The organism is Neorhizobium alkalisoli (genome assembly GCF_007829835.1).
Taxonomy (GTDB): Bacteria; Pseudomonadota; Alphaproteobacteria; order Rhizobiales; family Rhizobiaceae; genus Neorhizobium.
Map to the genome: position 1 here is coordinate 352,709 of NZ_VIWP01000001.1, position 23,821 is coordinate 376,529.

At 61.4% G+C, this 23,821-nt stretch carries 22 protein-coding genes; 7 read left to right on the top strand and 15 right to left on the bottom strand.

What is annotated here, in order from left to right; genetic code table 11:
• Positions 1-33 precede the first annotated feature (33 nt).
• The 8 genes from recQ to FHW37_RS01680 all read right to left on the bottom strand — a co-directional run bounded on the left by recQ (position 34) and on the right by FHW37_RS01680 (position 8,777).
• A complete protein-coding gene (gene recQ, locus FHW37_RS01645; protein ID WP_145631733.1) occupies positions 34-1,893 on the bottom strand; it encodes a DNA helicase RecQ in 1,860 nt (619 codons plus the stop codon).
• 60 nt (positions 1,894-1,953) lie between these two features.
• Entirely contained in the window at positions 1,954-3,357 is a 1,404-nt protein-coding gene (locus FHW37_RS01650; protein ID WP_145631735.1) for an FAD-dependent oxidoreductase, read from the bottom strand.
• 15 nt (positions 3,358-3,372) lie between these two features.
• Positions 3,373-4,074, bottom strand: coding sequence for an ABC transporter ATP-binding protein (locus tag FHW37_RS01655; protein ID WP_145631737.1), 702 nt, complete (start codon positions 4,072-4,074; stop codon positions 3,373-3,375).
• On the bottom strand, positions 4,067-4,813 hold the full coding sequence (locus FHW37_RS01660; protein WP_145631739.1) for an ABC transporter ATP-binding protein: 747 nt from the start codon (positions 4,811-4,813) through the stop codon (positions 4,067-4,069). Before FHW37_RS01660 ends, FHW37_RS01655 begins: the two co-directional genes overlap by 8 nt.
• 11 nt (positions 4,814-4,824) lie before the next feature.
• Positions 4,825-5,796 carry a branched-chain amino acid ABC transporter permease gene (locus FHW37_RS01665; RefSeq protein WP_145631743.1) on the bottom strand — a complete coding sequence of 324 codons (972 nt, stop codon included), beginning with the start codon at positions 5,794-5,796 and terminating at the stop codon, positions 4,825-4,827.
• Entirely contained in the window at positions 5,796-6,665 is an 870-nt protein-coding gene (locus FHW37_RS01670; protein WP_145631745.1) for a branched-chain amino acid ABC transporter permease, read from the bottom strand. Before FHW37_RS01670 ends, FHW37_RS01665 begins: the two co-directional genes overlap by 1 nt.
• Positions 6,666-6,729: 64 nt before the next feature.
• A complete protein-coding gene (locus FHW37_RS01675; RefSeq protein WP_145631746.1) occupies positions 6,730-7,953 on the bottom strand; it encodes an ABC transporter substrate-binding protein in 1,224 nt (407 codons plus the stop codon).
• Positions 7,950-8,777, bottom strand: a complete 828-nt coding sequence (locus FHW37_RS01680) for a GntR family transcriptional regulator (protein WP_145631748.1) — start codon at positions 8,775-8,777, stop codon at positions 7,950-7,952. The genes FHW37_RS01675 and FHW37_RS01680 overlap by 4 nt, the downstream gene beginning before the upstream one ends.
• Positions 8,778-8,929: 152 nt before the next feature.
• Here FHW37_RS01680 and FHW37_RS01685 point away from each other — a divergent pair, with 152 nt between their 5' ends.
• The 3 genes from FHW37_RS01685 to leuD all read left to right on the top strand — a co-directional run bounded on the left by FHW37_RS01685 (position 8,930) and on the right by leuD (position 12,055).
• On the top strand, positions 8,930-9,904 hold the full coding sequence (locus FHW37_RS01685; RefSeq protein ID WP_145631750.1) for an NAD-dependent epimerase/dehydratase family protein: 975 nt from the start codon (positions 8,930-8,932) through the stop codon (positions 9,902-9,904).
• Between the two features lie 121 nt (positions 9,905-10,025).
• Positions 10,026-11,444, top strand: a complete 1,419-nt coding sequence (gene leuC, locus FHW37_RS01690) for a 3-isopropylmalate dehydratase large subunit (RefSeq protein WP_145631752.1) — start codon at positions 10,026-10,028, stop codon at positions 11,442-11,444.
• Positions 11,441-12,055 (top strand): 3-isopropylmalate dehydratase small subunit, encoded by a 615-nt coding sequence (gene leuD, locus FHW37_RS01695; RefSeq protein ID WP_145631754.1) that lies wholly within the window; start codon positions 11,441-11,443, stop codon positions 12,053-12,055. Before leuC ends, leuD begins: the two co-directional genes overlap by 4 nt.
• A gap of 28 nt (positions 12,056-12,083) precedes the next feature.
• Here the strand turns inward: leuD and FHW37_RS01700 are convergent, their stop codons facing one another.
• Positions 12,084-12,344 (bottom strand): hypothetical protein, encoded by a 261-nt coding sequence (locus FHW37_RS01700; protein WP_145631757.1) that lies wholly within the window; start codon positions 12,342-12,344, stop codon positions 12,084-12,086.
• A gap of 322 nt (positions 12,345-12,666) precedes the next feature.
• Positions 12,667-13,755: a lactonase family protein gene (locus FHW37_RS01705; RefSeq protein ID WP_145631758.1), complete on the bottom strand. Its 1,089-nt coding sequence runs from the start codon at positions 13,753-13,755 to the stop codon at positions 12,667-12,669.
• A gap of 250 nt (positions 13,756-14,005) precedes the next feature.
• On the opposite strand from FHW37_RS01705, the gene FHW37_RS01710 reads away from it, so the two are divergent.
• Genes FHW37_RS01710 through copD form a run of 3 tightly spaced genes read left to right on the top strand, consistent with a single transcriptional unit; the run spans position 14,006 to position 15,758 of the window.
• Positions 14,006-14,443: a hypothetical protein gene (locus FHW37_RS01710; RefSeq protein ID WP_145631760.1), complete on the top strand. Its 438-nt coding sequence runs from the start codon at positions 14,006-14,008 to the stop codon at positions 14,441-14,443.
• Positions 14,444-14,497: 54 nt separating this feature from the next.
• Positions 14,498-14,863 (top strand): copper homeostasis periplasmic binding protein CopC, encoded by a 366-nt coding sequence (copC, locus tag FHW37_RS01715; RefSeq protein ID WP_145631762.1) that lies wholly within the window; start codon positions 14,498-14,500, stop codon positions 14,861-14,863.
• Positions 14,864-14,873: 10 nt separating this feature from the next.
• Positions 14,874-15,758: a copper homeostasis membrane protein CopD gene (copD, locus tag FHW37_RS01720; RefSeq protein ID WP_145631764.1), complete on the top strand. Its 885-nt coding sequence runs from the start codon at positions 14,874-14,876 to the stop codon at positions 15,756-15,758.
• A 35-nt stretch (positions 15,759-15,793) separates the two neighbouring features.
• Here copD and putA read toward each other — a convergent pair whose 3' ends face one another.
• Positions 15,794-19,492, bottom strand: coding sequence for a trifunctional transcriptional regulator/proline dehydrogenase/L-glutamate gamma-semialdehyde dehydrogenase (putA, locus tag FHW37_RS01725; RefSeq protein WP_145631766.1), 3,699 nt, complete (start codon positions 19,490-19,492; stop codon positions 15,794-15,796).
• Positions 19,493-19,653: 161 nt separating this feature from the next.
• Between putA and FHW37_RS01730 the strand changes: the two genes are divergently transcribed.
• Positions 19,654-20,121: an Lrp/AsnC family transcriptional regulator gene (locus tag FHW37_RS01730; protein WP_145631769.1), complete on the top strand. Its 468-nt coding sequence runs from the start codon at positions 19,654-19,656 to the stop codon at positions 20,119-20,121.
• Between the two features lie 262 nt (positions 20,122-20,383).
• Here the strand turns inward: FHW37_RS01730 and gfa are convergent, their stop codons facing one another.
• The 4 genes from gfa to FHW37_RS01750 form a co-directional block, all read right to left on the bottom strand.
• Positions 20,384-20,965, bottom strand: a complete 582-nt coding sequence (gene gfa, locus FHW37_RS01735; protein ID WP_145631771.1) for an S-(hydroxymethyl)glutathione synthase — start codon at positions 20,963-20,965, stop codon at positions 20,384-20,386.
• Between the two features lie 154 nt (positions 20,966-21,119).
• Positions 21,120-22,250 (bottom strand): S-(hydroxymethyl)glutathione dehydrogenase/class III alcohol dehydrogenase, encoded by a 1,131-nt coding sequence (locus tag FHW37_RS01740; protein ID WP_145631773.1) that lies wholly within the window; start codon positions 22,248-22,250, stop codon positions 21,120-21,122.
• 73 nt (positions 22,251-22,323) lie between these two features.
• Complete coding sequence (locus FHW37_RS01745) at positions 22,324-23,208, bottom strand: substrate-binding domain-containing protein (RefSeq protein WP_186458106.1); 885 nt, start codon at positions 23,206-23,208, stop codon at positions 22,324-22,326.
• Position 23,209: 1 nt separating this feature from the next.
• Positions 23,210-23,737 carry a c-type cytochrome, methanol metabolism-related gene (locus tag FHW37_RS01750; protein WP_145631775.1) on the bottom strand — a complete coding sequence of 176 codons (528 nt, stop codon included), beginning with the start codon at positions 23,735-23,737 and terminating at the stop codon, positions 23,210-23,212.
• Positions 23,738-23,821 lie beyond the last annotated feature (84 nt).

Here is a 23,821-nt window from a genome sequence, read left to right on the forward strand (position 1 = left end):
TATTGAAGGCACTTTTGTCGGCGAAGGCGATCCTCAGCCGTCATGTTCGCGGATAATCTCGATGAAGGCGTCGCCATATCGTTCCAGCTTCGACTGACCGACGCCGGAAATGCCGAGCAGGGCGTCGTGATCCGTCGGCCTCTGTTTTGCAAAGGCGATCAGCACCGTATCGGCGAAAACGACATAGGGCGGAACGGCAAGTTCCTTGGCGATAGAAGTGCGCAAGCGCCGCAGAGCTTCGAACAGGATCGCATCATCCCCTTCGAGGCTCGATCTTGCGTTGCCTGATGAGGAAGAGGCGGTGCGCGATGCCTTGCCCTTTGTCGGGCGGTCCCGGCGGAAGCGTATTTCCCGTTCGTGCTTGAAAACGGCGCGAGCGCCCTCCTGCAGTTTCAGGGCGCCGAACGCTTCATGGTCGACACTGACGAGGCCTGCCGCCAGAAGCTGGCGATAGACCGATTGCCAGGTTTTTTGCGCAATATCCTTGCCGACGCCGAAGACCGGCATGCTCGTATGACCGAAACGGATGGTCTTTTCATTCTCGTTGCCGAGCAGAACGTCGATCAGGTGACCCGTGCCAAACCGTTCGCCGGTGCGATAGATGGCGGCGAGCGCCTTGATCGCCGCTTCGGTTCCGTCCCAGGTATCGACCGGCTTCAGGCATGTATCGCAATTGTTGCAGCCGCCCGCATGGCTTTCGCCGAAATGCGCCAAAATCGCCTGACGCCGGCAGCCGGCCGTTTCGCAGATACCGAGCAGCGCATTCAGCTTGGCGCGCTCGACGCGCTTGATGTCATCGCCCGAATTGCCGCCATCGATCATCCGGCCCCGCTGGATGACATCGGCCATGCCATAGGCCATCCAGACTTCAGATGGCAGGCCGTCGCGCCCGGCGCGGCCGGTTTCCTGATAATAAGCCTCGACCGAGCCCGGGAGATCGAGATGGGCGACATATCGGACATTCGGCTTGTCGATGCCCATGCCGAAGGCGACGGTGGCGACAAGGCAGAGTTCTTCCTCCTTAAGGAAGGCATCCTGGTTGGCGTCACGCTCGTGCCGCTCCATGCCGGCATGATAGGCGAGCGCGCGAATACCCTGATCGTTCAGCCACTCGGCCGTTTCCTCGACCTTGGCGCGCGACAGGCAATAAACGATGCCGCTCGATCCCTTGTGCCCGGAGAGGAAACGCAAAAGCTGCTGGCGCGGCTGGTCACGCTCGACGATTTCATAGGCGATGTTGGGGCGGTCGAAGGAGGTGGTAAAAACCTCGGCATTGTTCAACGCCAGCCGCTCGATGATGTCGTCGCGGGTATGCGGATCGGCGGTCGCCGTCAGCGCCATGCGCGGCACGCCGGGATAAAGCGCCGCGAGCTCTCCGAGCTGGCGATATTCGGGCCGGAAATCATGGCCCCATTGCGAGACGCAGTGGGCTTCGTCGATCGCGAACAGCGAGATCTTTGCGTTGCCGATCACATCCTTGAAGGCCGGGGTAACGATGCGTTCGGGCGTGACATAAAGAAGATCGAGTTCGCCTATGGCGATCGCCCGGCGCACATCGATAAAATCCTCGCGCGACAGGGAGGAGTTGAGCGCGGCAGCCCGCACGCCGAGCTGTTTCAGGGCCTCCACCTGGTCGCGCATCAGGGCGATCAGCGGCGAAACGACGATGCCGAGGCCGTCGCGGCAGAGCGCCGGGATCTGGAAGCAAAGCGACTTGCCGGCACCGGTCGGGAAGAGAACAACGGCATCACCGCCCGAGACCACATGCTGAACAACCGCACCCTGTTTGCCGCGGAAAGCGGAATAGCCATAGACGCGCTTCAGCACGTCGAGCGGGTTCTTCGTGCTTCCTTCGTCAAAAAGGGCGTCGAGGCTGTTATCGGTCTGCGGCATGGAATCTCTCATTCTGGGAAGGCCGCCACTATGGCACAGGTGTTGCGGCCATCGCGAGGCCTAACCCGAACTGTTGAGAAGCTTTGCGGCCGAAAGCGCCGAGACGCGGCCGAGCGCAACCGCCGTCAAAAGGCCGTTGCCGGAGAGATAACCGCTGGCATTGCTGCCGGACACACCGCAGGCGGCCCCGCCTGCGGCAAACAGATTGGCGATGACCGAGCCATCCTCGCGCAACACCCTCGCCTCGCCATCCACGACGAGCCCGCCTTGGGTATGGAACAGCGCACCGGTGACCTTTACGGCACGGAACGGTGGCTGGAGCGCCGAAATGCCGGCCAATCCGCGGTCGAAATCATCTTCCGAGCCATCGACCTTGCAGGCCTCGAACTGTGCAAAAGTCTTTGCCAGTCTGTCGGGATCGACCTGCATCCGACCTGCCAATTCCTCGATCGTCTCGGCCGAAATCACTGCATTCAGCCGCTCGGCTTCACGAAAATCCTCGAACTGGGCGGCAATGGCGGCGATGCGCTGATCGAACACCGTCCAGGCTATGCTCTCTGGCTGCGCCAGCACATTGGCCGCCTGTTCGGAATAACCCTGCGCTTCGTTGGAAAAGCGCGCGCCATGCAGAGTGACCTGAAAGCCGCCCTCCATGACGGTTGCCCAGGTGATCAATATGCCGGCCGGATGGGCGACCGAGCCGTGGCCCTGATGACCGCCGAGATGGTGGGTCGCAGCACCGATCTCCTCGCCCCAGAGAAGGGCGTCGCCCTGATTGCCGGGATGGCCGAAATAGAGCGCATCGCGCATCTGCGGAATGTATTTTTCGACGAGAGCCGGATTGCCACCATACCCGTTGCAGGCGAGGATCAGGGCTTCGCAGCCGATCTCTTCGCGAGTACCGTCCGGTCGGGACAGGATAACGCCGCGAACTTTTCCATCACTGCCGACGACAAGCGTCTCGACATGCGCCTCGGTCAGAATATCGATGCCGGCCTGTTCGGCGGCAGAACGGAGCCGATCGATCAGTTCGCCGCCCGAGCGCGACGGCAGGCCGTGCATGCGCAGTTGCGAATGGCCGGGATAACGAAAGTCCTCGACCAGCGAAAACGGCAGGCCATGGGTATCGGCTAGCCATTCCAGCGTTGGGCCCACTGTTTGCGTCACAAGCTGCACAAGAGCCGGATCCGGTTCGTCATGCGCCTTTTGAAGAATATCGGCCGCGAAAATCTCCGGAGCATCGCTGATGCCGGCAGCCTTCTGCCACCTCGTACCGGCCGCGGGAATAAGCCCCGCCGAAAGCGCCGTCGAACCGCGCGGCAGAGGATCGCGTTCAAGCACGAGCGGATCGAGGCCTTCGGCCTTTGCCGTCAGAGCGGCCACCATGCCGGCCGCACCGCCGCCGATGATGATGAGCGGTACGGTCAGGTCGAAACTGCGATCGGATATTTCGACGCGGTTCATCTACCCCTCCCCGTCTCAAAGGCCGAGATAGGCGCGGCGAAGTTCGGGATCGTCCTTCAGCTTTGCCGCATCGCCGGAAATGGTGACGGTGCCGTTTTCGAGGATATAGGCGCGGCTTGCGAGTTCCAGCGACTGCACGACATTCTGCTCGACCAGCATGATCGGCAGGCCGTCGTCGCTCAGGCGCCGGATCAGCGTGAACATCTCTTCGACCAGAAGCGGCGAGAGGCCGAGCGAAGGTTCATCGAGGATCAGCAGCTTTGGTTCGCCCATGAGGCCACGGCCGATCGCCAGCATCTGCTGCTCGCCGCCGGACATGGTGCCGGCAAGCTGGGTCGTGCGCTCCTTCAATCGCGGGAAGATGGAAAACACCTTGTCGAGATTGGTGCGGCGCGCGCTTTTCGGACGGCAATAACCGCCAAGCTCGAGATTTTCGAGAATGGTCAGGTTCGGAAAGATCTTTCGGCCTTCCGGCACATGGATGAGGCCAGCCGAGACCACGGTCTTGGCACTCGCCCCAAAGATGTCCTGACCATTGAAACGGATCGCCCCACTGCGAGCCGGCTGCACGCCGGACAAAACCTTGTTGAGGGTTGTCTTGCCGACGCCGTTCGAGCCGAGAACGGCGACGATTTCACCCTTGCCGACAGAGAGGGTCAGGCCGCGCAGCACTTCCGTGCCGCCATAACCAGCGCGCAGGTCGGTGATCTCAAGCATTGGCTTTCCCCTCGCTGCGGATGCGCTCGGCAGCGCCATGGCCAAGATAGGCTTCGATGACCGCGGGATCATTGCAGACGATGCGCGGCTCGCCGCTGGCGATCATCTTTCCCTGAGAAAGCACATGCACGGTGTCGCAGAGGTTCATCACCGCCTGCATGATATGTTCGATCATCAGGATCGTGACGCCTTCATCGCGGATCTGGCGGATTATCGGCAGCACGTCGCGGATTTCGGAGGGGTTGAGGCCGGCGAGCACTTCGTCGAGCAGAAGCAGTTTTGGGCGCGTCGCCAACGCACGGGCCAGCTCTAGCCGCTTGCGGCCGGCAATGGTCAGGCCCGAGGCGAGCTTGTCGAGTTCGCGGCCGAGACCGACTTTTTCCGCCGTCAGAGAGGCCTGACGTTTTGCCTCGTCAGGGTCCTTCGTGTGCAGATAGGCGCCGACGGCGATATTGTCGCGAACATTGAGGCCGGCAAATGGCTGGACGATCTGAAACGTGCGGGCAAGACCGCGGCGAGCGCGCAAATGCGGCTTTTCCTGCGTTATGTCCTCGCCTTCGAAGGTGACGGAGCCGCCGTTCGGGGGCAGAAAGCCAGCAATCATCGCAAACAGCGTCGTCTTGCCGGCGCCGTTCGGGCCGATCAGGCCAGTGATCGAGCCTTGCTGCACTTCTATCGAGGCATTGTCGACGGCGAGAAGCCCGGAAAAGCGTTTCGTGAGGTTTTGAGCCTTGAGCATCGTCCTCTCCCTCACGCTGCTTCGGCGGCGGCAGAACGCCGGCGCTTCAGATTGGCGAAAAAACCGCGAATGCCGTTCGGCGCGAAGGCGACGCAGAGCACGAGAATGATGCCGAACACGACGAGGTCGAGGCCGGCAATGCCGCCCGAGAAGGACTTTGTCACCTCTCCAAGGCCGAGCAGCAGGACGGCGCCGATCAGCGGCCCGATCAGCGTGCCGGCACCGCCGACGATCGCGGCAAACAGCGCCTCGATGGAAATCCAGGAACCATAGGCGACATTGGCGTCGATGAAGAGAAAGTTCTGGGCATAGAGGCAGCCGGCCAGCGCGGTCAGGCCGGCGGAGAGCGTGATCGCCTGCATTTTGACGCGAAAAATATCGACGCCGAGCGCCTGGGCCGCCTGATCGTTTTCACGCAGGGCAATCAGATAGGCCCCGAAGGCCGAGCGTTCGAGCCAGCGCGACAGGAACAGCGCCAGGGCCACGAAGACGAGAAGGATGAGGAAGAAATAACGACGGTCGGAGAATTGCAGATAGGCAAAGCCGTTCTGCAGCTTGATCATCATGCCCGCCGCGCCGCCGGTAAAATCCCAGCTATTGGCGAGAATGCGCAGCACTTCCGCAAAAGCGAGCGTGATCAGCGCAAAATAGGATCCTTTCAGGCCGGCACGAAAACTCAGGAAACCGATGAAGGCGCCGACGAGCGCGCCAAGCGCTACGCCGCAGACAAGCGCGACCCAGGCATTGATGCCAAAACTGGTCTGCAGCACGGTCATCGCATAGGCGCCAGTTCCGAAGAAGGCGGCATGGCCGAAGGACGAGAGGCCACCGTAACCGCCGAGCAGGTTCCAGCCCTGGGCCGTCAGGGTGATGATCATCATGAAGATGAACAGGTTCAAGATGTTGCCCGGCAGGCCGACAAGCGCCAGCAGGCCAAGAACGATAAGGAAAGCCAGAGCGCAAAGAAGTTCGGCTTTTTTCATTAGCGCGCTCCGAACAGGCCGGTCGGCTTGAACAGCAGGACCAGGATGAAGATGAGAAAGATGCCGATCTGGCCAAGACTGTCGCCGAGAAAGAGGCTGGAGGCGGCTTCGACGACGCCGATCAGCAGGCCGCCGATCAGCGCGCCAGGGATGGAGCCCATGCCACCTAGAACGACGATGGTGAAGGCGACGAGCACGAAGGCGGCACCCGTGGTCGGGCTGACATAAAAGGACGGCATCAGAAGGCCGCCGGCGATCGCCAGACAGGCCGTGCCGATCGCAAAGGTCATCGCGTAGACATGGGCGACATCGATGCCGACAAGGCTCGCACCGAGCTTTTCTTTGGCGACGGCGCGGATCGCCTTGCCGATATCCGTGCGATTCAGCACCAGCCAGAGCAGGCCGGCGGTGACGACCGAGACCGCAAGCCCGATCACCCGCGGCTGCGAGAGAAGCAGCGGACCGAGCGGGATGACCCCGAAAGCGTAATCGGTGACGATGGTGCGCGTATCGGAATTGAAGCCGGCGAGAAGCAGGTTCTGGATGACGATGGAAAGCCCCAGTGTCACGAGCAGTATGCCGTTATCGGAGCCGCGACTGGCCGGGCCGATGACGAGGCGCTGGAGGAAATAACCGATCGCGAACATGGCCGGCGTCACGAACAGGATCGCGACGTAAGGATCGAGGCCAAAATATTCGCAGCCGATCCAGACCAGATACATCGAGACGGTTAGAAGCGCGCCATGGGCAAAATTGACGATGTGAAGCACGCCGTAGATCAGGGTCAGGCCAAGTGCGATCAGGGCATAGACGGCCCCCAGCATCAGCCCGTTGACAAGCGCTTCCAGAATGATTGTCGGCGAATACATGATTTTCCTTCAAAATGAGCCCGGAGCAAAATACGCCGCTCCGGGCCCTGCCGCCCTCTCCGGGTTAGCCGTTGGCCGGGAATTTCGGCTTGGACTGCGCAAACTGTTCTGGATAAACGACCTTGATGTCTCCGCCCTGAACCTGGGTGTTGAGCGGAAGCGCATTGACGTTCTGGCCGGTCGCATCGAACTTCGTCCTGCCATAGGGCATGACGCCGCTGTCGAACTCGTTCTTGGCAAGGGCTTCCACCAGCGCACCGCTTTCGGTGCTCTTGGCCATTTCAATTGCCTGCGCCGCGATCTGGATCAGCGAATAGTTGATCGGCGTGTTATAGGCATAGAATTTGCCGGTCGCCTTTACCGCTTCCATCAGTTTGGCGTTGGTCGGGTTCTTCGGATCGCCCCAGTGGTTGACGTCCATCACGCCTTCGGCCGCATCCGGGAATTCGCTGACGAACTTGTAGCTGGATGCAGCACCTCCGAAGAGGGCATAAATGCCCTTCGGCTTGACGCGCTGCTGCTGCATGGTGCGGGCGAGAAGCACGAACTCGTTGAAATACATCGACGGGATGATGAGATCCGGATTGAGCGACCGCAGCCGCAGCACGACATTCGACATGTCGCGCGCCGGTGTCGGGTGCGAAATCGTCTCGACGATCTGGAAGCCGAGCGGCGGCAGGCGCTGCTGCATCAGTTTTGCGAGGCCGGAACCGAGCAGGCCGTCCTCGTGGACGATCGCAACCGTCTTCGCCGCCTTGCCGGCAGCGTCGTTGATGGCGACGAGGTTTTTCAGCGCCACATCGGCCGATGCGCCAAAGCTCGGCCCGAAACGGAAGACGCTTTTCAGGCCGCGGGTCATCAGGCCGTCGGAGACGGCGCCATCGATGATGAAGGGCAGTTCGTAACGGGCCGCCGCCTGGCTGGCGGTCATGGCGATGCCGCTGGCAAACCCGCCGACGACGATGACGGCGCCGTCGGTCTTCAGCTGTTCGGTCGCCTGCGCACCGGCTTCCGCATTGGAGCGGGAATCGCCGATCAGAAGCTGGATCTTGGCCCCACCCAGCGCCTTGATGCCGCCCGCATCGTTGATTTCCTTGACGGCGTATTCGGCGCCGATACGGGCAAGATCACCGTCACCGGCAAAAGCGCCGGTGATCGGCTGGACAAGGCCGATCTTGACGATCGGTGCCTGCGCGCGGACGAGGCCGGGCGCGGCCAGAATGGTTGCGGCTGCGCCGCCTGCTTTCAATACGGTGCGTCTGGAAAAGGAATTGGTCAGCGTTTTCATTTGTCTTTCACCCTCTTTGTTTTCGTTGCGCGGGAACCTGTTGCGGTGTCACTCCGAAATCCCTCGGACGTGGGGCTCCAGTGGCGGCTCCCTTCACTGCCCTTGCGCACGAGGTTCATCTGCAGGCTGTAGCGATCCGGCCGGTAAAGGGCGTGGAGATATTCCATGCCCCTTTCGCCCTTGCCGCGCACGACGCGGATCATCGAAATCAGCGGCGAGCCGACGCCGATGCCGAGCGCTTCTGCCACTTCCGGATTGGCCAGAACGGCGCCCACTTCCTGCCAGGCGGTCTCGGCCCTCAGGCCAGCCCGCTCCATCAGTTCGAGCAGCGCCATATGGGCAAGGTCGTCGCGGGAATATTCGCGACCGATCCGCTCGGGCACGTAAGCGGTGAGATAGGAAAAAGGCACGTCGTCGAAGGAGCGTACGCGCACCGATTTCTGGACGCGCTCATCGTCTTCCAGATCGAGTGCCTCGGCGATCTTTTCCGGTGCCTCGATATATTCGAAGGAGATCAGCCGGACGGCCGTCGAGCGACCCATTTCAATCAGATGGGCAAAGGCGTTGGAGAGATCGGCGGTCACCGGCTGCGCAAATGTCGAGCCGCGCACATAGGTGCCGGAACCCACCCGCTTCTCGACGAGATCCTCGCGGGAGAGAAGATCCAGCGCCAGCCGGACGGTGACGCGAGACACATTGTATTGGTCGGCAAGCGCCAGCTCGCTCGGCAGGCGCGCACCGGCCTTCAGCTCGCCGGTGACGATCTTGTCCCGCAGCAGCAGATAGACCTTCTGTGTCTTCAGCGGTTCCGTTGCAGGCCTCAAGGACAGCTCCCAATCTATCCTATTTTTAATACAGATTTTGTATAGGAGAGCTGACAGATTGCGTCAATGCCCATATAGTGGTCAATCGAGAAAATGCCTATATGCGGTGCAAAATCGGACGACACCCGAACTGGCCCAAACTGGATTGAACGATGAGCATTCTGATTACAGGCGCCGGCGGATTTATCGGCCTCAATCTGATCGAGGCATTGGCGGCGAAAGGCGAAAAGGTCGTCGCGCTGAATGATCGCCCCCTGCCACAAGGCTTTTCCGGTGGCGACGGGCTTGCTTTCGAAATTGCCGATGTACGGGACCGGAACGCGATTGCCAGGATACTGGCTCGTCACGAGGTCGCCTGCATCATCCATGCTGCTGCGATCACACTCGGCCCGAAAAGCGCGATTGCCACCGCAAACGACGCTTTCGACGTCAATACGGTCTCGACCTCGGTCCTGCTCGAGGAAGGCCGCAAGACCGGCATCACCCGTTTCGTCTATCCGAGCTCTTCGGCCGTTTACGGTGCGGCACCGTTTGACGGCAAGCCGGTGACGGAAGACACCAATCCGATGCCGACGACGCTCTATGGTTTTACCAAGCTTGCCAGCGAAAGGCTGGTAATGGAGGCGGCACGCAGCTTCGGGCTTTCGGTCGCACGTGCCCGTATCACAGCCGTCTTCGGTCCACATGAACACGAGACCGGCGTGCGCGAAACGATGAGCCCGCCTTTCCAGCTTGCCCGCAAGGCCGCCGATGGCGAAAGTGTTCTCCTGCCATCCGGTGGCGCCCGCGACTGGACGAGCAGCCGCGACATTGCCCAGGCGCTTGCCATCCTCGCGACTGCCGAAAGACTGCCATCGGATCTTTACAATCTCAGCCTCGGCGAAACCTGGCATGTGCGAATGCTCGCCCGAAAACTGTCTTCGGTCTTTGCCGGCTGGACTTTGGGTGATGGTCTGGACGACGGCAGCGATAGCGTGATCGCGTTTAATGACGACCTGTCTAAACGGCGCTCTCCGGTCTGCGGCAAAAAATTCGAGCAGGATTTCGACTTCCGCTTCATGACGCCGGATGAGGCATGCAACGACTATGTGGCGTGGCTGCAGGGCGCCGATGGCGCGAGCGCCTGAACCGCAAAGAGATTCGGGGCGGCAGCTTGATTTGAGATGAAAACCTGTATTAGTCTCAATACAGGTTTACGGCAGGACCGCGATTTTCCGGCGTGCGGCCTGCCCAGGGGAGAGAGTAGAAATGGCCACGGCTCAAGGCCCGCTTACGCTGTTCGACAAGGTCTGGCGGAACCATGTCATCGCCACGCAGGCGGATGGCCAGCAGCTTTTGTTCATCGACAGGCACCTCGTTCACGAAGGCTCGTTCCACGGTTTCAACAAGCTGAAGGAAAAGCAGGCCAAGGTCTCGCGGCCGGATCTCACCTTCGGCATCGTCGATCATTATGCCCCGACAAAAGTGCGCGACCTCACCCGCGTCGATCCCGCGATTGCCGGCATGATCACCCAGCTTGAGGAAAACTGTCGGCAGAACGGCTTGCGGGTCTACGGCTTCAATGACCCGCGTCAGGGCATTGTCCATGTCGTCGGACCGGAACAGGGGATCACGCTGCCCGGCGCCACCATTGTCTGCGGCGACAGCCATACCTCGACCCATGGCGCCTTCGGGGCGATCGCCTTCGGCATCGGCGCATCGGAAGTCGCACATGTGCTGATGACCCAGACCCTCTGGCAGAAGAAGCCGAAGCGGATGCGGGTACGCTTCGATGGAAAACTTGGGCCCGGCATCAGCGCCAAGGACATGGCTTTATCGATGATCGGCCGGATCGGCGCTGACGGCGCTCAGGGCCATGCGATCGAATATGCCGGCACGGCCGTTGCGGGCCTCTCCATGGAAGGGCGGCTCACTCTCTGCAATCTTTCGATCGAAAGCGGCGCGCGCTGCGGCCTCGTCGCACCGGACGCGACCACTGTCAATTTCTTGCGCGGCCGGCCGCTCGCACCGAAGGACGAGATTTTCGATCGTGCAGCGGAAGCATGGCTTTCGCTGGTCAGCGACGGGGATGCCGAGTTCGAGCGCGAAATCGTGATCAACGGCACCGATATCGCACCGGTCGTCACCTGGGGCATCAGCCCCGAGGATGCTCTGCCGATAACCGGTGCCGTTCCGCAGCCGGAGGCCATCGGCGACGAAGGCCGCGCCGCCCATGCTCGTGAGGCGATCGACTATATGGGCCTGCGCGCCGGCATGGCACTTACCGAAATTCCGGTCGACCGCGTATTCATCGGCTCCTGCACCAATAGCCGCATCGAGGATCTGCGGGCAGCTGCCGCCGTTCTCTCCGGCCGCAAGGCCATGGTGCCGGGCCTCGTTTCGCCGGGCTCATCGCTCGTCAAACAGCAGGCGGAACAGGAAGGGCTGGACCGGATCTTCATCGATGCCGGCCTCGAATGGGTCGATTCCGGCTGTTCGATGTGCGTCGGCATGAATGGCGATCTCGTTCCGCCGGGAGAGCGCTGCGCATCGACCACGAATCGCAATTTCAAGGGCAGGCAGGGGCCGAAGGCGCGCACGCACCTGATGTCGCCGGCCATGGTCGCCGCCGCAGCCGTCACCGGCAGGCTCACCGATGTCCGTGATCTGATGGGAGGCCGCGCGTGAAACCTTTTACCAAGCTCGAAGCCAAGGCCGCACCCCTTCCCTTCGCCAGCGTCGATACCGACCAGCTGATCCCGGCGCGCTTCATGAAGCGCTCGCGGTCGGAAGGTTATGGCCAATACCTGCTGCACGACATGCGTTTCGACAGCGAAGGCAAGCCGATCAGTGATTTTCCGCTCAATGCGCCCCAGCGCGAGGGTTCGGAAATCCTCGTCGCCAGGCGTAATTTCGGGGCCGGTTCATCACGCGAGGCGGCCGTCTACGCACTGGTCGATTACGGTTTTCGCTGCGTCATCGCGCCGAGTTTCGGCGACATCTTTGCCTCCAACTCGGTCAATAACGGCCTTCTGCCCGCCCGCGTCAGCGAGGAAGATGCCGAGGAACTTCTGAGCCTGCTGGAGAACGGGCACGAGTCCGTATTCGTAGACCTAGAAAACTGCGAGATCCGCGTCGCCAACCACGTTTTCGGGTTCGAGATCGAACCCGTCTGGCGCACCAAGCTTCTCAATGGCTGGGACGATCTGGACCTGACGGCCAGCTACGCAGCCGATATCGCCCGCTATGTCGAAAGCGACCGCGAACAACACCCGTGGCTGCAGCAATTGCCGGGTTGAGATATGTGACTCGCCAGCCGGCTAGATTTTACCAGCTGGACGCCGAGCAGCACATCTTCTGGAAATCGGGTTTAACGGGCATTGCGCCATCCAGCTCACCGGCGCCGATGCCGCGATAGAACATGTCGACGCGGTGATCGTGCAGCTTACCAAGCGCGTTTGCCGTATAGGCATTGGAGGCGCACTCCATCAGCCGCGCGAAGCGCTCGGCCGACATCCCGTCCGCGTGCCGAAGCTGCGCGATGAGGGGATCGTTGATGACATCAGTAATCGACAGGTCGTTTTGCATGGGCTTGCTCCTGCCCTGCCTCATACACGCACTTTGCGACAAAATTATTGTGGGCTGCGCAGAAAGGCATGTTCCATCGTCCGCGTCAGCGCGGAACGACAAGGCCAGGGTGGGGGCCCTCGCCGGGGTAGTGGCGAGGGCAACAGGAAGACGAAAGAAATGACGCTCTCATCTGGTGCACATGCACTCGGGTACTATCGCACCGTTTTGTGAAAGTTGCATTTCGCGCGGAAAACTACCGATTCTCCCGTCCTGGACGCAAACACCTTTTTTGGTGTGAAGGTGGCCTGGACCTCAGGCCGTCGGACTGCAGCGACTACAATCACGCAAAGACGAGGCAGACCGGGCTGCCCGTTTCGAACGACTGTCCGGTCGGGGCAAGCGCGCCCGTTTGCTGATCGATGGCAAAAACGACAAGCGAATGGCTATCCTGATTTGCCGCGACGAGAAACCGTCCGGTCGGATCGATGGCGAAATCGCGCGGTATGCGGCCAAGAGTAGGATAGAAGCCGACGGGCTTGAGCAGCCCCTCCGAACCGACGATCTCGAAAGCCGCGATCGTGTCCGGTCCGCGGTTCGAGGCGTAGAGAAAGCGGCCATTCGGATGAAGGCGGATTGCGGCACAGGCGCAATCGCCGTCAAAACCGTCCGGCAATGTTGAGACCTCGGAAAGAAACCCGATCCCTTGTCCGTCATAGGAATAGGTCGAGACGGAGCATCCGAGTTCCTCGACGACGAAGACGTGTTTTCCATTCTGCGCAAACACCAGATGCCGCGGAAGCCCGCCCGGCCTGGTTTTGACCACGAGATCCGGGTCGATGCCGATCAGCACGTCGCCAAGCGGGTATCGGGCGATCTCGTCCGTACCGGCGTCACAGACGAGAACATGGGCATTGCCGGGCGTTGCGGTCGCCTGATGCAGGTGCGGCCCTTCCTGCCGGTCGCGATTGGGACCGCTACCGCTGCGGCGGATATCGACGGCATCACCAGTCGGCACACCTGCCTCGTCGAGCGCATAGGCAGCCAGATTGCCGCTGACATAATTGGATATGAAAAGCCGGCGGCCCGAATGGTCGGTCGCGACATGACAGGGGCAGTCGCCATGGGCCGAAACCTTGGCGACTTCTACCAGAGTTCCGACCTCTCTGTCGAAACGCAGTGCCCTCGCGCCGGCGCCCTCCGCATGGGCAATTTCTTCGACGGCGTAGAGCATGTTGCCGTCGTTCGAAAGCGAGAGATAGGTGGGATTGCGCAGGCCTGAAAGGCTCGAGACCGGCGACAGGGAGCCATCGCCTCCATCCATCCGCAGAACCGAGATGCCCATCCCCTTTCCCACCACATGCGGAAGAGTTTCGGTGTAGCTCCCGACGATGAGGAACGTGTCGGGCTTGTCCTGCAAATGCGTATCCATGTCGTCCTCCCAAGCCGACCTGCCTGTGTCAGGCGTCAGCAGTATCGGGACCGGATGTAAGACCGACTGGCGGCCGATGTCGAGTGCCCACCGGCCGGACAAAGCCGGGTAAGTCTACGGGACCTTGACTTTAGACAAAGCAGAATGCCGCATTGAGCTTATCTGCAGATGTGATATCGAAAATTCGCCTGAAGCAGGTTGCACAGAGCATATCGTCTGCCGCGACACGCTTTGGAAGGCAGGACATATCGTGACACATCTTTTGACCAGAGCCGAACACGTGGCGCTCCGCATCATCTGCGCGGCGGCAATCCTGTTTATCGGCTTTGCGCATCGTCCTCTCGCACTGGCCCAGGAGCAGGGGCCTCAAAGACCAGGCATTCCGGCAGATTACAGCGACTACGCCCTGCCGGACGGTTCTTTCGCCAGCCTCTGCATAACGGCCACGGACGATACAGGGTCGGACGACAACAGAAGCGACCATCACCACGGCCTGTTCGACAAAGGCTGCGAGGCCTGCCGCATCAGTGCCTCCAGCCTGCTTCCGGAGCCGGGCAGCCTGCCTGATGCATTGTTTCGCAGTCATGCCTCCGTCACGGCACCCATGCCGGAGCAGATCGACTATCGGCGACCATTTTCTCCCAATACCGGCCCGCGCCCGCCGCCCTCACTCCTGATCGAAGCGTAAATCGGCACGCAGCATCCTGCTGCGGCCAAAATCCCTTCTTTCTGGAGCAATTCCATGTCTCGCATTCATCTTGCAGTGTCGCTGGCCGTCTCGGCTTTTCTCGCCTCCACGGGCGCCGCCTTTGCGCATGCGCATCTGCATGCCGCCTCTCCCGCCGACAAGGCGGTGACAGCCGCACCGACCGAAATCGACCTCACCTTTACCGAGGAGTTGAACCTCGCCTTCAGCGGTGCCGAGCTTCTCGGGCCTGACGGCAAGGCGATCAAGCTGGGGGATGGCGTGCTGATGGAAGGCGGCAAGGCTTTGATGATCCCGATCAGCGCGCCGCTTGCGGCCGGTGACTACAAGGTCAACTGGCACGTGCTTTCCACCGATGGCCACAAGACCAATGGCTCCTACGGTTTTACCGTAAAACCCTGACCAACCGGCCATGATCGAACCCGGCGGGCTTCTCGCCCTCTGCCGCTTTGCGCTTGATAGCGGCGCCCTGTTTCTCTGGGGCGCCGGTGCCTATCTTGCGGCCTTCGTATCGCCGCCCCTGAGCAGAGATATCTGGCCAAGGCTTGCCGTCATCCGCTGGTTGGCCGTCACCGCCATAACGATCGGATGTGCGGCAACCCTGCCCCTTCAGGCTGCGATCCTCGGCGATGGATGGGCCTCCGCCATCGATCTATCGATCATCACGGCCATCCTGCTCAAGACGGATATCGGCACAGCCTGGCTCTATCAGGCCGCCGCAGTTCTGCTGCTGCTTGGCGCGCAGACACCACGGCTGCGCCTCCGGATCGCACCGACGGCAATTGCAGGGCTCCTTGTGCTGGCGACCTTGCCGCTTTCCGGGCATGCCTCCATGCACACCGGATATTTTCGCCTCATCCAGCGCGCCAATGACCTTCTTCATCTCGCAGCCGGCGGGTTCTGGCTTGGGGGACTTGCGGCCTTCATCCTCATCCTGCCGCAACTGAGGTATGACCATAGTCGGCCCGAGGCGGCGCACGCGCTAATCGCGTTTTCGAGGACGGGCCATGTTGCAGTGACCCTCGTCATCCTCTCCGGCATGGCCAGCACCTGGGCGATCCTCGGCGGCCTGCCGCTGGACTGGAATTTTGCCTATCAGGCACTGCTATCGCTGAAAGTCGTAATCGTTGCGACGATGATCCTCATCGCCGTCACCAACCGCTACGTCTTCGTGCCCCTGCTCGGCCGCCGCACGGATATGCTGACGGCTCTTGCGGTCGGCAGCGTGGCCGAGATCGTGCTCGGCCTCGCGGCGCTGGCCACCGTCGCCAGCTTCGGCCTCATGCAGCCGAGCTGAGACATTTGTTTCGCCACAATGCGGTGGCGAAACCGTCAGCCGATCGCCATCAGGCTGGCATTGCCGCCGGCAGCCGCCGTGTTGACCGAGGTAGACACCTCTTCCAGCAGCCAGTTCAGGCAATAGGCATTCGGTTCGGAGACGGCAGACGTCGCGGCTGACTGGGTGAGCACAAGCGGACCTGGCAGGTCGGCAATGCGCCGCAGGATCGCGACAAGTTCTTCGCCTTCGGCCTCGATCAGTGCACCGGCATAGGGGCCGCTAACGGCCCAATCCTTTGTCCAGACCATGCGCGCGGCAATCGCAGCCGGCAGGTCGCGGCATTGAGCCTCAAGACCGGATGCCGCATCGATCACGACGCTATTGCCGGTCGCCATGGCCGCGCCGAGCTGGGCGATAAGGCCTTCAATCGTGCGGGGAACGAGGAGAATGCGGCCGCGCGGATGCAGCGCATAGGTATTCCTCTCGCCAACCGGACCGACCAGATCCTGCACGAGGCCGAGCGCGGATTCGCTGCCAAGTTCGCGCACCGCTTCGGCGACCGCATCCCTGCCCTTGTCGCGCAGCCATTGCGAAAGATCGGTCACGGCCGGATCCATATGGACGGAGCTATGCCGCGGCGGCACTGGCGGCTCCTGCAGCAGACGGCCGAGATAAAGCGGACCGCCCGCCTTCGGGCCGGTGCCGGAAAGGCCACGGCCACCGAACGGCTGGACACCGACAACCGCGCCGATGACGTTGCGATTGACATAGACATTGCCGGCCTGCACGCGACCGGTGACATGCGCGATCGTTTCGTCGAGACGCGTATGCAGGCCGAAGGTGAGACCGTAACCGGTGGCATTGATATCATCGATCAGCCGGTCGATATCCTGGCGGCGATAACGGATGACATGCAGGACCGGGCCGAACACTTCCCGCTTCAGATCAGCGAGCGTATCGAGTTCGATAATGGTCGGCGGCACGAACGTGCCTTTGGCTGCCACCTGCGGCAGTGCAAGCTGCTCGACCGGTCGGCCGGCGGTGCGCATGTTTTCGATATGGGCATCGATATTGCCTTTTGCCTCGGCGGTGATGACCGGACCGATATCGATATTGAGCCGATCCGTCGAGCCGAGCGTCAATTCCTTGAGCGCGCCGCGCAGCATGGTCAGCACCCGGTCTGCAACATCTTCCTGCAGGCAGAGAACGCGCAGAGCCGAGCAACGCTGGCCGGCGCTGTCGAAGGCGGACGCGATGACATCGCCGACGACCTGTTCGGCAAGCGCCGAGGAATCGACGATCATCGCGTTCTGGCCGCCGGTTTCGGCGATCAGCGGGATCGGTTTGCCGGCAGCAGAGAGACGCCCTGCAAGCTCGGCCTGGATCAGCCGCGCGACTTCGGTGGAACCGGTGAACATGACGCCGGCCGTCTGCGGTGCGGCGACGAGGGCGGCGCCGATGCGGCCATCGCCCGGTAAGAACTGCAGGGCAGCGACCGGAATGCCGGCCTCATGCAGCAGTCGGACGCCTTCAGCGGCAATCAGCGGCGTTTCTTCGGCAGGTTTGGCAAGAACCGTGTTGCCGGCGGCAAGGGCGGCGGCGATCTGGCCGGTGAAGATTGCCAGCGGGAAATTCCACGGGCTGATACAGACGACAGGGCCGATCGGCTTGTGGGCAGCCCCAAGCGTGCGGCGGGTCTGTTCGGCGTAATAACGCAGGAAATCGATCGCTTCGCGCACTTCGGCAATCGCATTCGCGGCAGACTTGCCGGCTTCGCGCATGACGAGGCCGAGAAGAACCGGCATGCGCGCCTGCATGGCATCCGCCGCACGATCAAGGCAGGCCGCCCTTTCGGCCGGAGAAACGGACGACCAGCCGCCGAGCGCCTCATGGGCAAGCCGGACGGCCTTTTGGGCATCCTCGACACTGGCTTCCTTCACCTCGCCCACCACATCCGAGTGATCGGCAGGATTGAGAACGGCGCGCGCGGTGCCCTCACCTGTTCCATCGCCAAGCTGCGGGACGGCTGACCAGTCGATAGCCGCACTTTCCTGCAGGGCCTTGCCGACGAGAACCAGCGTTTCCTCGTTCGAAAGGTCAAAACCTTCGGAATTGCGGCGGTCCTTGCCGAACAGGTCGACAGGCAGCGCGATCTGATCGTGCTTCGCGCCGGGCTTCGGCATGGCCGCAACGACGGCAGCCGGATCGGCGATCAGCTCATCGACCGAGACATCGGCATCGCCGATGCGGTTGACGAAAGAGGAATTGGCGCCGTTTTCCAGAAGACGGCGAACGAGATAGGCCAGCAGCGTTTCATGCGTGCCGACCGGGGCGTAGATGCGGCAGGGGCGGTCGAGTTTATCGGCGCCGACGACCTCGTCATAGAGCGGTTCGCCCATGCCGTGCAGGCACTGGAATTCGTATTGCCCGACACGGAAATCCGGGCCAGCGAGCTGATAGATAGTCGCCAGTGTCTGGGCATTGTGGGTCGCAAATTGCGGGAAGATGACATCGGTCGCGCCGAGCAGTTTTCGCGCGCAGGCGATGTAGGAAACGTCCGTATGGACTTTTCGCGTGAATACCGGGAAGTCGGCAAGGCCATCCAGCTGGGCACGCTTGATCTCGGCATCCCAATAGGCGCCCTTGACGAGGCGCACCATGATGCGCCGCTTCGCGCGCCGGGCGAGATCGATGATGAAATCCAGCACGAAGGGGCAGCGCTTGCCATAGGCCTGCACAACGAAGCCGATGCCATCCCAGCCGGCAAGCGCCGGATCGAATGCCAGTTCTTCGAGCAGATCGAGCGAAAGTTCCAGCCGGTCGGCTTCTTCGGCATCGATATTGAGGCCGATATTGTAGGATTTTGCGATCGCCGCCAGCGCCTTTACCCGCGGCAGGAGTTCGCGCATCACCCGTTCCGCCTGACCGCGCACATAACGCGGATGCAAGGCCGAAAGCTTGATGGAAATGCCGGGACCTTCATAGATACCGCGGCCGGCAGAGGCCTTGCCGATCGCATGAATGGCGGCCTCGTAATCGGCATAATAACGCTCGGCATCCTTGGCCGTCGTCGCGGCCTCGCCGAGCATGTCGTAGGAATAACGGAATCCGCGCTTTTCCAGCGGACGGGACCGGCGCAGGGCCTCGTCGATCGTCTCGCCGGTGACAAATTGCTCGCCCATCATCCGCATCGCCATATCGACGCCACGGCGGATGACCGGCTCACCGCAGCGGGCGATAAGGCGGGTCAGCGCTGCCGAAAGGCTGCGGTCGTTGACCGTCGAGGTGAGCTTGCCGGTAACGACGAGGCCCCAGGTGGCGGCATTGACGAAGAGCGAACGGCCCTCGCCGGCATGCGACTTCCAGTCGCCGGCGGAAATCTTGTCGCGGATCAGCGCATCGCGGGTCGCCATGTCGGGAATACGCAGAAGCGCTTCCGCCAGGCACATCAGCGCAATGCCTTCCTGGCTGGACAGCGAATATTCCTGCACCAGCGCCTCGACACCAGAACCCTTGTTCTTCTTGCGCAGCGAGACGATCAGGCCGCGGGCGGTGGCACGAATCTTTTCGACCATCTCGGCAGACAGGGTGGCCTCGGCGAGGAGCGGCGCGACACACTCGATTTCCGGACGGCGGTAGGCGGCGGTGATCGCCCGCCTCAAGTCCGATTGCGGCCGCACCGGCGGCGCGAAATCGGCAAAGGGCACGGCTTTGGCGGAAAATGCCGGGGTGCTGGTGTCTTCAAGAGCCATTGTTTCTTTCCAAATTCGATCCGGCATTTTCCGGATGGGGCACCCGACTTTCGCGACGAAAGCGATCGGCGGGAGAATAGAGGAAACACAACTTCCAAGCAGGTCTATATTGCGCTAGATTTCAGGTGAATTTCCTGATTTTTTGAAAGTTAGCAGTGATTATGGACAAGCGCGACGGCTTTTATGGCGATTTGGACCAGTTCGATCGCAAGATCATCGATGCGGTCTCCGAAGATGCGCGCATCTCGGTGACGGATCTTGCCGAAAAGATCGGCCTTTCCAAGACGCCGGTCAATGCAAGACTGAAACGTCTCGTGCAGGAGGGTTATGTTCTCGGCTTCCGCGCCGTGCTCAACCCGCAGAAACTCGGCCTCGACCATGTCGCCTTTGCCGAGGTGAAACTGTCGGATACGCGGGAAAGCGCGCTCAACGCATTCAACGCCGCCGTCAGGAAAATTCCCGAGGTCGAGGAATGCCACATGATTGCGGGGCGGTTCGATTATCTCTTGAAGGTGAGGACGCAGAATATCCGGCGGTATCGCGAGGTTTTGGGCGAGAAGATTTCCAGCCTGCCACATGTCGCGAGCACGTCCACATCGGTTGCGATGCAGTCGGTGAAGGAACATTGAGGCGGGGGCACGATGCTCCCGTGCGCTCACGACTTACCTTAGAGCAAAGTTCCAGGGTACGTAGTTGGGCTGCGTAGGTAGCCCTGGCAGCTACCTCACCGACCTCATTCCTGTGCTTGTCACAGGAATCCAGCCAGCCCACGTCCGTGGGCTGGAAAAACTCTTTCGCCGCGCAGACGCGCGTCGGCTGGATCCCTGTGACAAGCACAGGGATGAGGTTGAGTTGAGCAAAACAGCGTCACGCCGATCCGTCGGGCAGCAATCAGCTCGGCAGCGCGCCCGACTTCTTCGCAACCCATGTCGCGACATAATCCATCAAGCCCGGTGACAGGCAGTCATAGGGCTCCAGCCCGACTTCCTTCAGCCGCCCGCGAATGCCGTCCATGCGGCCCGGATCGACGCCCGATTCGATGATCGAGGAGACGAAGGCGGCAAAGCCCGGAGGCGCCCAGCCGGTTTCCTGGAACCGTTCCGGATGCACGAAGGAAAGCCCCTGGAAGGCGTGTTCCCGCTCAACCGGGCCATACATATGCACGCCGCATTCCTTGCAGGCATGCCGCTGGATAAGCGCGCTCGGATCGACGACCGCAAGCTTGTCACCGTTTTCCAGAACCGTGACCTTGTCAGTCGGGGCAACGGCGACGACGGAAAAATCGGCGCCTTTCGGCTTCCAGCATTTGGTGCAGCCGCAGGCATGGTTATGGGCGATCTGGCCCTCGATCTTCACCTTGACCGGCCGATCGGTGCAGGCGCAGACCAGCGTGCCGCCGGAAAAGCCGGGGCTGGCCGGCTTGATGCCGCTATCCACGGCAGGATGGATGCGAATTTGAACTGCACTGTCCATTCAAGTCTCCTCCTCTTCTCCTCAAGGTCCGTCCGGTCGCCGGCGGCTGCCTTGCCTCAATAAGATATTCCTCCATAAGACATTGCCGCTGGAGCATACGCCTTTGCCATCAGCTCGGCACGCATTGCTTTTGCCGCCATGCAAGGCGCCCGCCTCAGCCGTAAATCACCACGCCGCGGATCGATTCACCCGAATGCATCAGCTCGAAACCCTTGTTGATGTCTTCGAGCGGCATGGTGTGGGTGATCATCGGGTCGATCTGGATTTTTCCATCCATGTACCAGTCGACGATCTTCGGCACGTCGGTGCGACCGCGGGCGCCGCCGAAGGCCGTGCCCATCCAGTTGCGGCCCGTCACCAGCTGGAACGGACGCGTCGAAATCTCCTGGCCGGCGCCGGCAACGCCGATGATCACCGACTTGCCCCAGCCGCGATGCGAGGATTCCAGCGCCTGGCGCATGACCTTGGTATTGCCAGTGCAATCGAACGTGTAGTCGGCGCCGCCGATCAGGTCATTGCCGCGCTTCGTCAGGTTGACGAGATAAGGCACGATGTCATCGCCGACGTCCTTCGGATTGACGAAATGCGTCATACCGAACTTTTCGCCCCAGGCCTTGCGGTCCGGATTGATGTCGACGCCGATGATCATGTCGGCACCGGCAAGGCGCAGGCCCTGCAGCACGTTCAGACCAATGCCGCCGAGGCCGAAGACGATCGCGGTCGAGCCGATCTCGACCTTGGCCGTGTTGATGACGGCACCGATGCCGGTCGTGACGCCGCAGCCGATATAGCAGATCTTGTCGAAGGGAGCGTCGGGATTGACCTTGGCAACCGCGATCTCCGGCAGGACGGTAAAGTTCGCGAAGGTCGAGCAGCCCATGTAATGGTGGATCTTGTCCTTGCCGATCGAGAAGCGTGACGTGCCGTCCGGCATCAACCCTTGCCCCTGGGTGGCGCGGATCGAGGTGCAGAGGTTCGTCTTGCGCGAGGTGCAGGAATAGCATTCGCGGCATTCCGGTGTGTAGAGCGGAATGACGTGGTCGCCCTTCTTGACCGAGGTGACGCCGGGGCCGACATCGACGACGATGCCTGCACCTTCATGGCCGAGGATCGCCGGAAACAGGCCTTCCGGATCGGCACCCGAGAGGGTGAAATCGTCGGTATGGCAGATGCCGGTCGCCTTGACCTCGATCAGCACTTCGCCCGCCTTCGGGCCTTCGAGCTGAACCGTCATCACTTCCAGCGGTTTTCCTGCCTGTACGGCAACGGCGGCGCGGACGTCCATATTTCCCTCTCTCCCGTTCAGATCTGGTCTGTGATCGGCGCAGCCGCCCTCGGTTGTTGCCAGGCACCTGCCATCATTGCGTAATTCTCTGGTCGCGCTCGTCGAGCAGCGGCACGCCGTATTCCAGGAGCAGCTTGTCGATCTTCGGCTGATTTTCCTTAATGAAGGTGTTGAGCGTGCGCTTCCAGTTCTGGTCCGAGGGGCGCACGCCCATGGTGATGCGATAGATCATCCGCTGGCCACCCTTTTCGTGGATCAGCGGCACGACCGTCATCTCGACATCCGAGCGCGCCGCGTAATATCCGGCCATCGGCCCCCAGACGACGGCGGCATCGATGACGCCCGCCTGTATGTCGCGCATCATCACCTCCGCCATGGAGGGGGCCGCGCGCGTATCAATCATCAGCGGATAGATTTTTGCCTTTTCCAGAAGCCGGGTTTTCGCCATGCTGGCGGTCGGCGGCGTGCCTTCGACCACACCCAGCCGTTTTCCCTTCAGCTTCTCATCTACCAGCGTTTCCACTCCGGCCAGATCGCCACCCTTTTTATAGATGAGGACATAGGCGGATCGGTAATAGGCATTGGTATTCTGCACCAGCTCGTCGCCCTGCGCATAACCCATCACGATATCGCACCTATTGGCGCCGAGCGTGTTGCGCACGAAACCCATGACCGATGGAAACCAGGTATAGGCGACCGACTTTCTCCCGGTGCCTTCTGCGACCATCTGCGCCAGCTTGTCCTCAAAACCCTCGCCGCTTTCATCGGAAAACGGCATGTTGGACGGATCGGCGCAAACGCGCAGGATATCCGGATCGACCAGTTCGCCAGCCGCGCCAAGGCCCGCAGTTTGCGCCGAAACAGTCTGCGGCGCGGCAAGCGCCAGGATGGCGACCATCGCAGCAGCGGCATGTTTCACGACGCTGACAAACACCGAACGTCCCGAGCCAAAAGCCATCTCAGCCTCCCATGCAGGAGGTTTCGTAATCCTTCGCCCCTTGCGGCTTGTCGGCCTTTTTGGGCGGCCGCCCACGCGGTGCGGCACCGACTGCACGGGCGCGCAGATAGACGTAGATATCGTCGAGATAACAGTAGACGTTCTTGTTCTCGCCGAAGGCCGGCATGACATTCTCCTTGCCCCCGCCGACATTTTTTCGCCCTTCCGCCACGATCGACAGGAAGGTCGGATAATCGATCCGTTTCAGGCTCTCCGCCAGCGCCGGCGCATAACTCGAGCCGACGCCGTCCGGCCCATGACAGACATGACAGTCCGAATGGTAACGGCGATAGCCGCTGAACGTGTACCAGTCGACCGTGCCGTCGGCCTGTATGTTGAAGGTGGGGTTTCCATCCTTGTCGAGGAACTTGCCATCTTCCTCGCTGGCAACCGCCGCCTTCTGTATGTCGTCATCCGAAAGGGCTGTACCACCCACCAGACATGAAAATGCGATTACGCCGAACGCCATCACTGCAATGCGAAAAGCCATTGATGAACCTCATATTTTTTAAAAAATCGGCGCCGGATGACGCGACGTCACCCCAAAGACGTCTCCGGCGCGTTCAAGCGCATG